We start from the raw sequence: 15300 nt of genomic DNA on the forward strand, positions 1-15300 counted from the left end.
CGGGATGATTAATCGCGTTAAAGGTTGGATTTTGGCAGCCACGGTTCTGCTGTGCGCGCAGGCCGGTGCGGCCAGCCTCTCGGATATTCAGGTGTCGAATGGCGATAGCCAGGCCCGCATTACCTTCAGCTTTATGGGCGATCCTGAATATGCTTTCTCACAAATCGACAGCCGCAGCGTGGCGCTCGATATTAAACAGTCCGGGGTGATCCAGGGGCTGCCGCTCCAGTTCAGCGGCAACAATCTGGTGAAAAGCATCCGTTCGGGGACGCCGAAGGATGCGCAGTCTCTGCGTCTGGTGGTCGATCTCACCGAAAAGGGCAAAACGAAGGCGGTTAAGCAGCAAAACGGCGCCAGTTATACGGTGGTTTTTACCATTAATGCTGATGTTCCGCCGCCGCCACCGCCTGCACCTGTGGTAGCAAAACGCGTAGAAGCGCCGGTTTATACCCCAAGGCCGTCTGAGCCAGCCCTTAATCCGTTTAAATCACAAAATGACCGACTTACCGCCGTGACCAGCAGCAACACGGTGACGCGTCCGGCGGTCAGCGCGCGGCGAACGCCGGTCAGTGGCGACAAAGTGATTATCGCCATCGACGCCGGACACGGCGGGCAAGATCCTGGCGCGATTGGCCCGGGCGGCACGCGGGAGAAAAACGTCACTATCGCCATTGCCCGTAAGCTGCGTGCGCTTCTGAATGACGATCCGATGTTTAAAGGGGTCATGACCCGCGACGGAGATTACTTTATTTCAGTGATGGGACGCTCGGATGTGGCGCGTAAGCAAAACGCCAACTTCCTGGTGTCGATTCACGCGGATGCTGCGCCGAACCGTAACGCCACCGGCGCGTCGGTATGGGTACTGTCGAACCGTCGTGCCAACAGTGAAATGGCGAACTGGCTTGAAGAGCACGAGAAGCAGTCTGAACTGTTAGGCGGGGCAGGCGATGTGCTGGCAAACAGCCAGGCCGATCCGTATCTCAGCCAGGCGGTGCTGGATTTACAGTTCGGTCATTCTCAGCGCGTCGGGTATGATGTCGCCACTAACGTACTCAACCAGCTGCAAAGCGTCGGATCGCTGCATAAGCGTCGTCCGGAACATGCGAGCCTCGGTGTCCTGCGTTCGCCGGATATTCCGTCGATTCTGGTAGAGACGGGTTTTATCAGTAATCACGGTGAAGAGCGTTTACTGGGAAGCGACAGCTATCAGCAGCAAATTGCTGAAGCGATTTATAACGGTCTGCGTAAATACTTTGACGCGCATCCGCTTCAGTCTGCGCCGCAGGGCGGGGCAGCCCAGACGGCAAGCGCCGCGCTGCCGGGTGAGATGACCGCGACTAATTAAGGAGAGTTCATGCCGATTCAGGTTCTACCGCCGCAGCTCGCGAACCAAATCGCCGCCGGTGAGGTGGTGGAACGCCCTGCATCGGTGGTGAAAGAGCTGGTGGAAAACAGCCTCGATGCAGGGGCGACCCGCATTGATATCGATATTGAACGCGGGGGCGCAAAGCTTATCCGCATTCGTGATAACGGCTGTGGCATCAAAAAGGACGAGTTGGTGCTGGCGCTGGCGCGTCATGCCACCAGTAAAATTGCGTCACTTGACGATCTGGAAGCGATTATCAGCCTGGGTTTTCGCGGCGAAGCGCTGGCCAGTATCAGCTCCGTTTCCCGCTTAACGTTGACCTCCCGCACGGCCGACCAGCAGGAAGCCTGGCAGGCCTACGCCGAAGGGCGCGATATGGACGTCACGGTTAAACCAGCGGCGCACCCGGTAGGCACCACGCTTGAAGTGCTGGATCTTTTCTATAACACGCCCGCCCGGCGCAAGTTTATGCGAACCGAGAAGACCGAATTCGGACATATCGACGAGATCATCCGCCGCATCGCGCTGGCACGCTTTGATGTCACTCTTAACCTCAGTCATAACGGTAAGGTGATGCGTCAGTACCGGGCAGTGGCGGAAGGCGGGCAAAAGGAGCGTCGGCTGGGCGCCATCTGCGGCACGCCGTTCCTGGAAAAAGCGCTGGCCATTGAGTGGCAGCATGGCGATTTGGCCCTGCGCGGCTGGGTTGCCGATCCGAACGCCAGTAGCGCCGCGTTTGCTGAGATTCAGTACTGCTACGTCAACGGTCGAATGATGCGCGACCGTCTGATTAACCACGCCATTCGCCAGGCCTGTGAAGATAAGCTCGGCACCGATCAACAGCCCGCCTTTGTGCTTTATCTGGAGATCGACCCGCATCAGGTTGACGTTAACGTGCACCCCGCCAAGCACGAGGTGCGTTTCCACCAGTCGCGTCTGGTGCATGATTTTATCTATCAGGGCGTCGTTAGCGTTTTGCAGAAGCAGGCTGAGCCAACGCTGCCGCTGGAAAACGACGTTCCTGCACCGCGATCGCTGCCAGAAAATCGCGTGGCGGCCGGACGTAACCATTTCGCTGAACCCGCAGTCGCGCGCGAACCAGTGGCTCCGCGTTTTTCGTCAGCGGGAAGCGCACCGCGCCCGACGGGCGCCAACTACCCAAATGCCCAGCCGGGGTATCAAAAGCAGCAAGGGGCGTTATACCGTAAATTGCTGGACACCCCAGCCGTGGAACGGAAAGAACATATTGAGGTATCCCCGTCTTCCCTTGACGGACATAGCCAGAGTTTTGGCCGGGTATTGACGATTGTCGCCCCGGACATGGCACTGCTTGAACGTGAGGGGAAATTGATGCTGCTGGCGTTGCCGGTAGCGGAACGCTGGCTTAAACAGGCGCAACTGACGCCAGGGGAAAACGCCGCCTGCGCTCAGCCGTTACTGATCCCGGTTCGGTTGAAAATAAACCATGAAGAAACAGGGGTTTTGCAGCGTGCCCAGGCGCTTCTTGCCGAAATGGGGATTGAAATCGTACTGGACGCGCAGCATGTGACAATTCGCGCAGTGCCTTTACCCTTACGCCAACAAAATTTACAAAACTTGATTCCTGAACTGATAGGCTACCTGGCGCAACAAACGACGTTTGATGCCGCCGATACCGCGCAGTGGATCGCCCGCAATCTGGCCAGCGAACATTCGCCGTGGAGTATGGCGCAGGCGATTACCGTTCTGGCAGAGGTGGAACGCCTCTGTCCACAACTGGTGAAAGCGCCGCCAGGTGGTTTGTTACAACCTGTTGATTTAAAAACGGCGATGACCGCCCTGAAACATGACTGATGTAAGTAAGGCGAGCCTGCCAAAGGCGATTTTTTTAATGGGGCCAACGGCCTCCGGTAAAACGGCGTTAGCCATTGAGTTACGTAAAGTTTTGCCAGTAGAGTTGATTAGCGTTGATTCTGCCCTCATTTACCGAGGAATGGACATCGGCACGGCGAAGCCCAACGCAGACGAACTGCGTGCGGCACCGCACCGTTTACTGGATATTCTCGACCCGGCACAGGCTTACTCCGCAGCAGATTTTCGCCGCGACGCCTTAGCCGAGATGGCCGAGATTACCGCCGCGGGACGCATACCGCTGTTAGTTGGCGGCACGATGCTCTACTTTAAGGCGCTGCTGGAGGGGTTATCGCCTCTGCCATCGGCCGATCCGGAAGTGAGAGCGAAGATTGAGCGGCAGGCGGCAGAGCAGGGGGGGGACGTTTTGCACAGGCAACTGGAAGAGATTGACCCGGTTGCCGCAGCGCGGATCCACCCAAACGATCCGCAAAGGCTTTCCCGGGCACTGGAAGTTTTTTTCATTTCGGGTAAAACTTTAACGGAACTGACGCAAACGTCAGGAGACGCTCTGCCGTATCAGGTGCATCAGTTCGCCATCGCCCCGGCGAGCCGTGAACTGCTCCATCAACGAATTGAGCAGCGTTTTCATCAGATGTTGGCTTCAGATTTTGAAGCAGAAGTGCGGGCGCTTTTTGCCCGTGGAGATTTGCATACGGACATGCCTTCCATTCGTTGTGTGGGATACCGCCAGATGTGGTCGTATCTTGAAGGCGAGATTTCATACGATGAAATGGTTTATCGAGGTGTTTGCGCCACGAGACAGTTAGCGAAGCGCCAGATCACCTGGTTGCGCGGTTGGGAGGGGGTTCACTGGTTAGACAGTGAAAAACCACAACAGGCGTTAAACGAAGTGATTGAGGTTATTGGTGATATCGCTGACTGAATGTGTACAATTAAGCCGTATCGTGCGCAATTTTTCAGAATCGCAAGGTTCTAAGTACAAAACAAGCATATAAGGAAAAGATAGAATGGCTAAGGGGCAATCTTTACAAGATCCGTTCCTGAACGCATTGCGTCGGGAGCGTGTTCCAGTTTCTATTTATTTGGTGAATGGTATTAAGCTGCAAGGTCAGATTGAGTCTTTCGATCAGTTCGTGATCCTGTTGAAAAACACGGTCAGCCAGATGGTCTATAAGCACGCGATTTCTACTGTTGTTCCGTCCCGTCCGGTATCTCATCACAGCAATAACGCTGGCGGCGGCACTGGCAGTAACTACCATCATGGCAGCAACGCGCAGGGTTCATCTGCTCCTGCGCAGGACAGCGAAGAAACCGAATAAGGTTTTGGGCTGTTTTCCACACGGGGAGCCAGGGATCCTGCGTTCCCCGCTGATCTTTTTAGAGAGGTTTACGCTTGTTTGACCGTTATGACGCCGGTGAGCAGGCGGTGCTGGTACACATCTATTTTTCGCAAGACAAAGATATGGAAGACCTCCAGGAGTTTGAATCTCTGGTCTCTTCCGCCGGTGTCGAAGCAATGCAGGTGATTACCGGTAGCCGTAAAGCGCCGCACCCGAAGTACTTTGTTGGTGAAGGTAAAGCAGTTGAAATTGCGGATGCCGTAAAAGCAACCGGCGCATCAGTCGTGCTGTTTGATCATGCGCTGTCTCCGGCTCAGGAACGTAACCTGGAAGCTCTCTGCGAATGTCGTGTTATCGATCGCACGGGGTTGATCTTAGATATTTTTGCTCAGCGTGCGCGTACCCACGAGGGTAAGTTGCAGGTTGAGCTGGCGCAGTTGCGCCATCTGGCGACGCGTCTGGTGCGTGGCTGGACACACCTTGAAAGACAAAAAGGCGGGATTGGTTTACGTGGCCCGGGTGAAACCCAGCTCGAAACCGACCGTCGTTTGCTGCGTGGCCGTATAACCCAGATCCTTTCTCGTCTGGAGCGTGTCGAGAAACAGCGCGAACAGGGGCGTCGGGCGCGAACCAAAGCCGACATCCCAACGGTGTCGCTGGTGGGCTATACCAACGCCGGTAAATCCACCCTGTTTAACCAGATAACCGAGGCCCAGGTGTATGCCGCAGACCAGCTGTTTGCGACCCTGGACCCTACGCTGCGCCGTATTGACGTCGCAGACGTCGGTGAAACGGTACTGGCGGATACCGTAGGGTTTATCCGCCATCTGCCGCACGATCTGGTGGCGGCGTTTAAAGCGACGTTGCAGGAGACGCGTCAGGCGACCCTGCTGCTGCACGTGATTGATGCGGCTGACGTACGCGTGCAGGAGAACATCGACGCGGTGAATGTGGTGCTCGAAGAGATTGACGCCCACGAAATTCCCACTTTGTTGGTGATGAACAAGATCGATATGCTGGACGATTTCGAACCGCGTATTGACCGAGATGAAGAGAACAAACCAATTCGGGTCTGGCTATCTGCTCAGGCCGGGATTGGTGTGCCACTGCTTTTCCAGGCTTTGACAGAACGTCTTTCCGGTGAGGTAGCTCAGCACACGCTGCGACTGCCGCCGCAGGAAGGCAGGCTGCGTAGCCGGTTTTATCAGCTTCAGGCGATAGAAAAAGAGTGGATGGAGGATGACGGCAGCGTGGGGATGCAGGTGCGTATGCCGATCGTTGACTGGCGTCGCCTCTGTAAACAAGAACCTGCGCTGGCGGACTATATCGTCTGATCAGAAAGGGGAAGCCTGAAAAATTCGCCCTTGCATAACAAATATGGAGCATATACATGGCGTGGAATCAGCCCGGTAATAACGGACAAGACCGCGACCCGTGGGGAAGCAGCAATAATCAAGGCGGCAACTCTGGGGGAAATGGCAACAAAGGTGGTCGCGAGCAGGGGCCGCCGGATCTGGATGATATCTTCCGCAAACTGAGCAAAAAGCTTGGTGGCCTTGGCGGAGGAAAAGGTTCTGGCTCGGGTGGCAACTCCACTCAGAGTCCGCGCCCGCCTATGGGTGGCCGCGTAGTAAGCATTGTGGCCGCGGCGGTAGTCATCATCTGGGCAGCCAGCGGGTTCTACACCATTAAAGAAGCAGAGCGCGGCGTGGTAACCCGTTTCGGTAAGTTCAGCCATCTGGTTGAGCCGGGCCTGAACTGGAAACCGACCTTCATTGATAACGTGACCGCAGTGAACGTGGAGTCCGTCCGTGAACTGGCGGCGTCTGGCGTGATGTTGACCTCTGACGAAAACGTGGTGCGCGTTGAGATGAACGTCCAGTACCGCGTGACCGATCCTGAGCGTTATCTGTTTAGCGTGACCAGCGCGGATGACAGCCTGCGTCAGGCGACCGACAGCGCCCTGCGTGGCGTGATCGGTAAATACACCATGGACCGTATCCTGACCGAAGGTCGTACCGTTATTCGTAGCGATACCCAGCGCGAGCTGGAAGAGACCATCCGTCCGTACAACATGGGTATCACCCTGCTGGACGTCAACTTCCAGGCTGCACGTCCGCCGGAAGAGGTGAAAGCGGCGTTTGACGATGCGATTGCCGCGCGTGAAAACGAACAGCAGTACATCCGTGAAGCGGAAGCGTACACCAACGAAGTTCAGCCGCGTGCAAACGGTCAGGCGCAGCGTATTCTGGAAGAAGCGCGCGCGTATAAGACCCAGACCATCCTGGAAGCACAGGGTGAAGTGGCTCGCTTCGCGAAGATCCTGCCGGAATATAAAGCCGCGCCGGAAATTACCCGTGAGCGTCTCTATATCGAGACCATGGAAAAAGTGCTGAGCCATACGCGTAAAGTGCTGGTTAACGACAACAAAGGCGGAAACCTGATGGTCCTGCCGCTGGATCAGATGCTTAAAGGCGGTTCTGCACCGGCAGCAAAAGACAACAGCGGAGCCAACAACCTGCTGCGTCTGCCGCCAGCCTCGTCTGGCAGCTCCAGCGCGAACACAACGCCTTCTTCGAACGATGGTGACATTATGGACCAACGCCGTGCTAACGCGCAGCGTAACGACTACCAGCGTCAGGGGGAATAAGGATGCGTAAGTCAGTTATTGCGATCATCATCATCGCACTGGTCGTGCTCTACACCTCCATCTTTGTGGTGAAAGAGGGCGAACGTGGGATCAAGTTCCAGTTTAGCAGCGTCGTGCGTGACGGCGACAAGCGTCCGGTGATCTACGAGCCGGGTCTGCACTTCAAGGTGCCTTTCATTCAGTCAGTCAAAACGCTCGACGCACGTATCCAGACCATGGATAACCAGGCCGACCGTTTCGTGACTAAAGAGAAGAAAGACCTGATCGTTGATTCCTACATCAAATGGCGTATCAGCGACTTCAGCCGCTACTTCCTGGCAACCGGCGGTGGTGACGTTTCTCAGGCAGAAGTGCTGCTGAAACGTAAGTTCTCTGACCGTCTGCGTTCTGAAATTGGTCGTCTGGATGTAAAAGACATCGTGACCGACTCCCGTGGTCGTCTGACCCTGGAAGTGCGTGATGCGTTGAACTCAGGTACAGCGGGTACCGAAGACGAAGTGGAAACACCGGCAGCGGATGACGCGATTGCCAAAGCGGCTGAACGCGTTCAGGCTGAAACCAACGGTAAAGTACCGGTGATCAACCCGAACAGTATGGCTGCACTGGGTATCGAAGTGGTTGACGTGCGTATCAAGCAGATCAACCTGCCAGCGGAGGTGTCCGAGGCGATCTACAACCGTATGCGCGCCGAGCGTGAAGCGGTAGCCCGTCGTCACCGTTCACAGGGTCAGGAAGAGGCCGAGAAACTGCGTGCCGCAGCGGACTACGAAGTGACCAAGACGCTGGCGGAATCTGAGCGTCAAGGCCGTATCCTGCGTGGTGAAGGCGATGCCGAAGCCGCGAAGCTGTTTGCCGATGCCTTCAGCCAGGATCCCGACTTCTACGCCTTTATCCGTAGCCTGCGTGCTTACGAGAATAGCTTCCAGAGCAACCAGGATGTGATGGTACTCAGCCCGGACAGCGATTTCTTCCGTTATATGAAGACGCCGACTAACGCAACGCGATAAACTCAGGCTCGTTTGAGTATTCAAACCACCGCTCTTCACGGAGCGGTGGTTTTCTTTTATAAGGATGAAAAATGAATTCAACGATCTGGCTCGCACTGGCTTTGGTTTTGGTGCTGGAAGGCCTCGGCCCGATGCTCTATCCACGCGCATGGCGACGGATGATCGCGACCATGAGCCAACTTCCGGACAATATTTTGCGTCGTTTTGGTGGTGGACTTGTGGTTGCCGGTATCGTTATCTACTACATGTTGAGGAAAACGATTGGCTGATCAAAAACTAACCGCAATCGGCATATTTTAGGGTCAAAAAGTGCTGTATATCTGAAAAAGCGATGGTAGAATCCATTTTTAAGCAAACGGTGATTTTGAAAAAAATGGGTAACAACGTCGTCGTACTGGGCACCCAATGGGGTGACGAAGGTAAAGGGAAGATTGTCGATCTTCTGACTGAACGGGCTAAATATGTTGTACGCTACCAGGGCGGTCACAACGCAGGCCATACTCTCGTAATCAACGGTGAAAAAACCGTCCTCCATCTTATTCCATCAGGCATTCTTCGCGAAAACGTCACCAGCATCATCGGTAACGGCGTTGTGCTGTCTCCAGCTGCGCTGATGAAAGAGATGAAAGGTCTGGAAGACCGTGGTATCCCTGTTCGTGAGCGTCTGCTGCTCTCCGAAGCCTGCCCGCTGATCCTGGACTATCATGTGGCGCTGGACGTGGCGCGTGAAAAAGCGCGTGGCGCGAAAGCGATCGGCACTACCGGTCGTGGCATCGGCCCGGCATACGAAGATAAAGTGGCTCGTCGCGGTCTGCGCGTGGGCGACCTCTTCGACAAAGCGACCTTCGCTGAAAAACTGAAAGAAGTGATGGAATATCACAACTTCCAGCTGGTGAATTTCTATAAAGCCGAAGCCGTTGATTACCAGAAAGTGCTGGATGACGTCATGGCGATTGCTGACATTCTGACCGGCATGGTTGTTGATGTGTCCGATCTGCTGGACCAGGCGCGCAAGCGTGGCGATTTCGTCATGTTTGAAGGTGCGCAGGGTACCCTGCTGGACATCGACCACGGTACCTATCCGTACGTAACGTCCTCTAACACCACCGCGGGTGGCGTGGCAACCGGCTCCGGCCTGGGCCCACGTTATGTGGATTACGTTCTGGGCATCATCAAAGCGTACTCCACTCGCGTGGGTGCAGGTCCATTCCCGACCGAGCTGTTTGATGAAACCGGCGAGTTCCTCTGCAAGCAGGGTAACGAGTTTGGCGCAACCACCGGTCGTCGTCGTCGTACTGGCTGGCTGGACGCCGTTGCCGTGCGTCGTGCTGTGCAGATCAACTCCCTGTCTGGCTTCTGCCTGACCAAGCTGGACGTACTGGACGGCCTGAAAGAAGTGAAAATCTGCGTGGGCTACCGTCTGCCAGATGGTCGCGAAGTGACTACCACTCCGCTGGCCGCTGACGACTGGGAAGGCATTGAGCCAATCTACGAAACCATGCCGGGCTGGTCTGAGACCACCTTCGGTGTGAAAGAACGTAGTGGCCTGCCAAAAGCTGCGCTGGACTACATTAAGCGTATTGAAGAACTGACCGAAGTGCCGATCGATATTATTTCTACCGGCCCGGATCGTACTGAAACGATGATCCTGCGCGACCCGTTCGACGCATAATCTTCGTGACTGCTGGCCTGCGGGGAAACCCGTAGGCCGGATAAGCGCAGCGCCATCCGGCGACCGCTCCTGGATCTCCGCTTTTTCGCCCCGTCTGTCAAATAAATTAGCCGCTAACTATCTGGCTGGTTTATCATCATTAATGAATATCTCTGCGGTTTGACCGCGTTTTCCCTTTTTCCTGAGGTTGATGTGCAGTTAACAAGTTTCACCGATTACGGCTTACGCGCGCTGATTTACATGGCGTCGTTACCCGATGGGAAGATGACCAGCATCTCTGAAGTCACAGAGGTGTACGGTGTGTCCCGTAATCATATGGTCAAAATAATCAATCAACTTAGTCGTGCCGGATACGTTGCTGCCGTCCGCGGGAAGAATGGAGGGATCCGTCTCGGTAAACCGGCACAGAGTATCCGTATCGGCGATGTGGTACGTGAACTGGAGCCGCTATCTCTGGTGAACTGTAGCAGCGCGTTTTGCCACATTACGCCCGCTTGCCGCCTGAAACAGGCGCTTTCAAAGGCCGTGCAAAGTTTTCTCAAGGAACTGGATAACTACACGCTGGCCGATTTGGTTGAAGAAAATCAACCGCTTTATAAATTATTGCTGGTGGAATGAAGAAAATTTCCACCGGAGCTGACAACGGAGGAACCGACATGTCACAAGATCCTTTCCAGGAACGCGAAGCCGAAAAATACGCGAATCCTATCCCCAGCCGCGAGTTCATCATTGAACACTTAACAAAACGCGAAAAACCCGCCAATCGTGAAGAACTTGCCGTTGAATTAAACATTGAGGGTGAAGAGCAAATTGAAGCCCTTCGCCGCCGCCTGCGCGCCATGGAGCGCGACGGCCAGCTGGTCTTTACTCGTCGCCAGTGCTACGCGCTGCCAGAACGCCTCGATCTGCTGAAAGGCACCGTTATTGGTCATCGCGATGGCTTCGGCTTCCTGCGCGTGGAAGGCCGTAAAGACGACCTGTACCTCTCATCCGAACAGATGAAGATGTGTATTCACGGCGACCAGATCCTGGCGCAGCCGCTGGGTGCAGATCGTAAAGGCCGCCGCGAAGCGCGCGTGGTCCGCGTGCTGGTGCCGAAAACCAGCCAGATTGTAGGCCGTTACTTTACCGATGCGGGCGTAGGCTTTGTGGTGCCGGACGACAGCCGTCTGAGCTTCGACATTCTCATCCCGCCTGAAGAGGTGATGGGCGCACGCATGGGCTTTGTGGTAGTGGTTGAACTTACCCAGCGCCCGACCCGCCGTACCAAAGCGGTAGGTAAAATCGTCGAAGTGCTGGGCGATAACATGGGCACCGGCATGGCCGTTGATATGGCGCTGCGCACCCATGAAATTCCTTACGTCTGGCCGAAAGCGGTTGAAGACCAGATCGAAAACCTGCGTGAAGAAGTGCCGGAAGAGTCCAAAGCAGGCCGCGTGGATCTGCGCGATCTGCCGCTGGTCACCATTGATGGTGAAGACGCCCGCGACTTCGATGATGCCGTGTACTGTGAGAAAAAACGCGGTGGTGGCTGGCGTCTGTGGGTGGCTATCGCGGATGTGAGTTATTACGTACGTCCACACACGCCGCTGGATAACGAAGCGCGCAGCCGCGGTACGTCGGTCTACTTCCCGTCGCAGGTTGTACCGATGCTGCCAGAAGTGCTCTCTAACGGCCTGTGTTCCCTCAACCCGCAGGTGGACCGCCTGTGTATGGTCTGCGAAATGACCATCTCCAGCAAGGGACGTCTGACGGGCTATAAGTTCTACGAAGCGGTGATGAGTTCTCATGCGCGCCTGACCTATACCAAGGTCTGGCATATGTTGCAGGGCGATCAGGATCTTCGCGAACAGTACGCGCCGCTGGTCAAACACATCGAAGAGCTGCACAACCTCTACAAAACGCTGGATCAGGCGCGCGAAGAGCGCGGTGGGATCTCGTTTGAGAGTGAAGAAGCGAAATTCATCTTTAACGCTGAGCGTCGTATCGAGCGAATCGAGCAGACTCAGCGTAACGATGCGCACAAGCTGATTGAAGAGTGTATGATCCTGGCGAACATCTCGGCGGCACGTTTCGTTGAGAAAGCCAAAGAGCCTGCTCTGTTCCGTATTCACGATAAGCCAACCACAGAAGCCGTAACCTCGTTCCGTTCCGTGCTGGCCGAACTCGGCCTGGAACTGCCTGGCGGCAATAAGCCTGAGCCACGCGTTTATGCCGAGCTGCTGGAATCCATCAGCGATCGTCCTGACGCGGAAATGCTGCAAACCATGCTGCTGCGTTCCATGAAGCAGGCGATTTACGATCCGGAAAACCGGGGCCACTTTGGTCTGGCGTTACAGTCGTATGCGCACTTTACCTCGCCGATTCGCCGTTATCCGGATCTGTCCCTGCACCGTGCGATCAAGTATCTGCTGGCGCACGAGCAGGGTCACAAAGGCAATACGACCGAAACCGGTGGGTATCACTACTCCATGGAAGAGATGCTGCAACTGGGCCAGCACTGTTCCATGACCGAGCGTCGTGCGGATGAAGCAACGCGCGACGTGGCGGACTGGCTGAAGTGTGACTTTATGCTGGATCAGGTGGGTAACGTCTTTAAAGGTGTGATTGCCAGTGTCACCGGCTTTGGCTTCTTCGTACGTCTGGATGAGCTGTTTATCGACGGTCTGGTGCACGTTTCCAGCCTTGATAACGATTACTACCGCTTCGACCAGGTCGGACAACGTCTGATCGGTGAATCCGGCGGTCAGACCTACCGTCTGGGCGATCGGGTGGAAGTGAAGGTAGAAGCCGTGAATATGGACGACCGTAAAATCGACTTCAGCCTCATCTCCAGCGAACGTGCTCCGCGTAACGTCGGGAAAACCGAGCGTGAGAAAGCGAAAAAAGGCGGCAACGGTAAAGCGGGCGGCAAGCGACGTCAGGCAGGTAAAAGAGTAAACTTTGAGCCAGACAGCGCCTTCCGTGGCGAGAAGCAGCAGAAGCCCAAGGCGGCGAAAAAAGACGCTCGTAAAGCGAAAAAACCGTCGACCAAGACCCAAAAAATAGCGGCCGCAACCAAAGCGAAGCGCGCGGCGAAGAAACAGCAGGCGGAGTAATTTCCCCTCACCCTGACCCTCTCCCCAACGGGGAGAGGGACAATATTTATTACGAGAACCATCAATGAGTGAAATGATTTACGGCATCCACGCGGTGCAGGCCCTGCTGGAGCGCGCGCCGGAGCGTTTTCAGGAAGTTTTTATTCTGAAAGGGCGTGAAGACAAACGTCTGATGCCGCTGATCCACGCGCTGGAAGCGCAGGGCGTCGTGATCCAGCTGGCGAACCGTCAGTATCTGGATGAGAAAAGCGAAGGTGCTGTACACCAGGGCATTATCGCGCGCGTGAAGCCGGGCCGTCAGTATCAGGAGAACGATCTGCCGGATCTGATCGCTGAGCTGGATAACCCGTTCTTCCTGATCCTCGATGGCGTAACCGACCCGCACAACCTGGGCGCGTGCCTGCGTAGCGCCGATGCAGCAGGCGTGCATGCGGTGATTGTGCCAAGAGATCGTTCCGCGCAGCTTAACGCTACCGCTAAAAAAGTGGCCTGCGGCGCGGCGGAAAACGTTCCGCTGATCCGCGTGACTAACCTGGCGCGCACCATGCGTCTGTTGCAGGAAGAAAATATCTGGATCGTCGGCACGGCCGGTGAAGCGGATCACACCCTGTATCAGAGCAAAATGACCGGCCGTATGGCGCTGGTGATGGGGGCAGAAGGTGAAGGCATGCGTCGCCTGACCCGCGAGCACTGCGATGAGCTGATCAGCATCCCGATGGCGGGCAGCGTATCGTCCCTGAACGTTTCTGTTGCGACGGGTATCTGCCTGTTTGAAGCGGTGCGTCAGCGCGGGTAGCCTGTTGTGCCGGGTGGCGGCTTCGCCTTACCCGGCCTACAAAAGCATGGTACCGTAGGCCCGGTAAGCGCAGCGCCATCGGGCAACAATCTCACTCCTCTAACGACCGCAAATGGTCATCCTTTCTCAGCGTCATCAGCGCGAAAATACTCACCACCGCCGTTGCCATCACGTAGTACGCCGGAATATCCAGATTGCCCGTCTCTTTAATCAGCCCGGTAATGATCAGCCCCGCACAGCCCGAGAAGATCGCATTCGACAGAGAATAGGCCAGCCCCAGCCCGGTATAACGCACGCGCGTCGGGAACATCTCAGACAGCATTGCCGGCCCCGGCCCTGCCAGCATCCCAACCAGACCTCCAGCAATCAGCACCACAATCGCTTTGACAGCCAGCGTGCTGGACTCCGCCTGCAAAATTTTCAGCAGCGGCAGGGCGAGGATCAGCAGGAGCACGGTGGCGATAATCATCACCGTCCGCCGCCCGATCCTGTCGCTCAGTATGCCCGACGGAATGATCGTGAGCGCAAACCCAATGTTAGAAATCACCGCAATCAGCAGCGCCTGGTTAAAACCGGTGTGCAGCGCAGATTGCAGATAGGTCGGCATAATCACCAGATAGGTATAACCCGCCGCAGACCAGACCATCACGCGACCAATGCCCATCAGAATGGTTTTGAACGTGGCGGCGGTGCTGGCCTGAGTAACAACCGGTTTTTCCCGTTGCTGCACAAAGCTCGGTGTCTCTTCCATGCTTACCCGCAGCCATAGCGCGACCGCACCCATCGGCAACGCCAGGAAGAACGGAATGCGCCAGCCCCAGTCGTGCAAGGCTTCAGGGGAGAGAAGGGCAGAGAGCAACGCGACAATGCCTGCGCCTGCTAACAGCCCGAGCGCCACGGTGAAGGACTGCCATGCCCCGTAAAGACCGCGCTTGCCGCGCGGGGCGAACTCCGTCATCAACGAGACCGCGCCGCCATACTCACCGCCCGCGAACAGTCCTTGCAGAATACGCAGGAGTGTAACGATCAGCGGCGCGGCAATCCCGATACTGGCGTAGACCGGCACAATACCGATGGCAGCGGTGGCGAGCGTCATCAATACCAGCACAATAATCAGCGTCGGTTTACGGCCAATCCTGTCGCCAATGCGGCCAAAGACCACCGCACCCAGCGGGCGGAAGAAGAAAGCGATGGCGAATGAGGCCCAGGTGAGGATCAGGCTGGTGAGCTCCGCTTCCCCCTCAAGCTGGAAGAAGTTTCTGGCAATCACCGTTGCCAGAAAACCATAGACCGCAAATTCATACCACTCGATGAAATTACCGATGGAGCCTGCAATTAATGCACGCTTGTGCGCATCCTGTTGCATAACGATCCTCACAAAAACGGGGTAAGAATAAATTATTCAGCATTAGTGAAGTAAGGAAATAGTTTATTCTTATGTTCTGTGAGCTATTTCACGAATGATATCAACACGATCGTCATCGTGTGACCCCCCTCCCATGCAGCGTTCATGCCCT

Annotated in this window: 13 protein-coding genes; 12 read left to right on the forward strand and 1 reads right to left on the reverse strand. The window is 55.8% G+C overall.

Annotated features, from left to right (window positions below):
* Positions 1–4 precede the first annotated feature (4 nt).
* The 12 genes from amiB (at position 5) to rlmB (ending at position 13783) form a co-directional block, all read left to right on the forward strand.
* On the forward strand, positions 5–1345 hold the full coding sequence (gene amiB / locus HWQ15_RS10545) for an N-acetylmuramoyl-L-alanine amidase AmiB (RefSeq protein WP_063216129.1): 1341 nt from the start codon (positions 5–7) through the stop codon (positions 1343–1345).
* A 9-nt stretch (positions 1346–1354) separates the two neighbouring features.
* Positions 1355–3199 carry a DNA mismatch repair endonuclease MutL gene (gene mutL, locus HWQ15_RS10550; protein WP_063148803.1) on the forward strand — a complete coding sequence of 615 codons (1845 nt, stop codon included), beginning with the start codon at positions 1355–1357 and terminating at the stop codon, positions 3197–3199.
* The gene (miaA, locus tag HWQ15_RS10555; RefSeq protein WP_063148804.1) at positions 3192–4142 is read left to right on the forward strand and encodes a tRNA (adenosine(37)-N6)-dimethylallyltransferase MiaA; all 951 of its coding nucleotides are present in this window, start codon (positions 3192–3194) and stop codon (positions 4140–4142) included. The genes mutL and miaA overlap by 8 nt, the downstream gene beginning before the upstream one ends.
* Before the next feature lie 85 nt (positions 4143–4227).
* On the forward strand, positions 4228–4539 hold the full coding sequence (hfq, locus tag HWQ15_RS10560; RefSeq protein ID WP_006810391.1) for an RNA chaperone Hfq: 312 nt from the start codon (positions 4228–4230) through the stop codon (positions 4537–4539).
* A gap of 74 nt (positions 4540–4613) precedes the next feature.
* Positions 4614–5894 (forward strand): ribosome rescue GTPase HflX, encoded by a 1281-nt coding sequence (gene hflX / locus HWQ15_RS10565; RefSeq protein ID WP_003855991.1) that lies wholly within the window; start codon positions 4614–4616, stop codon positions 5892–5894.
* 56 nt (positions 5895–5950) lie between these two features.
* Complete coding sequence (gene hflK, locus HWQ15_RS10570; protein WP_022646820.1) at positions 5951–7210, forward strand: FtsH protease activity modulator HflK; 1260 nt, start codon at positions 5951–5953, stop codon at positions 7208–7210.
* Positions 7211–7212: 2 nt separating this feature from the next.
* Positions 7213–8217, forward strand: coding sequence for a protease modulator HflC (gene hflC, locus HWQ15_RS10575; protein WP_022646821.1), 1005 nt, complete (start codon positions 7213–7215; stop codon positions 8215–8217).
* 71 nt (positions 8218–8288) lie between these two features.
* Entirely contained in the window at positions 8289–8486 is a 198-nt protein-coding gene (locus HWQ15_RS10580; protein WP_003855996.1) for a DUF2065 domain-containing protein, read from the forward strand.
* A 104-nt stretch (positions 8487–8590) separates the two neighbouring features.
* Positions 8591–9889, forward strand: coding sequence for an adenylosuccinate synthase (locus tag HWQ15_RS10585; RefSeq protein WP_032621775.1), 1299 nt, complete (start codon positions 8591–8593; stop codon positions 9887–9889).
* A 192-nt stretch (positions 9890–10081) separates the two neighbouring features.
* Positions 10082–10507, forward strand: a complete 426-nt coding sequence (gene nsrR, locus HWQ15_RS10590) for a nitric oxide-sensing transcriptional repressor NsrR (RefSeq protein WP_003855998.1) — start codon at positions 10082–10084, stop codon at positions 10505–10507.
* 38 nt (positions 10508–10545) lie between these two features.
* On the forward strand, positions 10546–12987 hold the full coding sequence (gene rnr / locus HWQ15_RS10595) for a ribonuclease R (RefSeq protein ID WP_063148805.1): 2442 nt from the start codon (positions 10546–10548) through the stop codon (positions 12985–12987).
* Between the two features lie 64 nt (positions 12988–13051).
* Positions 13052–13783 (forward strand): 23S rRNA (guanosine(2251)-2'-O)-methyltransferase RlmB, encoded by a 732-nt coding sequence (gene rlmB, locus HWQ15_RS10600; RefSeq protein ID WP_003856001.1) that lies wholly within the window; start codon positions 13052–13054, stop codon positions 13781–13783.
* A gap of 91 nt (positions 13784–13874) precedes the next feature.
* On the opposite strand, the gene HWQ15_RS10605 is transcribed toward rlmB, so the two are convergent.
* Entirely contained in the window at positions 13875–15149 is a 1275-nt protein-coding gene (locus tag HWQ15_RS10605) for an MFS transporter (protein ID WP_023299137.1), read from the reverse strand.
* Between the last annotated feature and the right edge of the window lie 151 nt (positions 15150–15300).

Origin of the sequence: Enterobacter sp. DSM 30060 (assembly GCF_013375955.1) — a bacterium.
GTDB classification, from domain to species: domain Bacteria; phylum Pseudomonadota; class Gammaproteobacteria; order Enterobacterales; family Enterobacteriaceae; genus Enterobacter; species Enterobacter intestinihominis.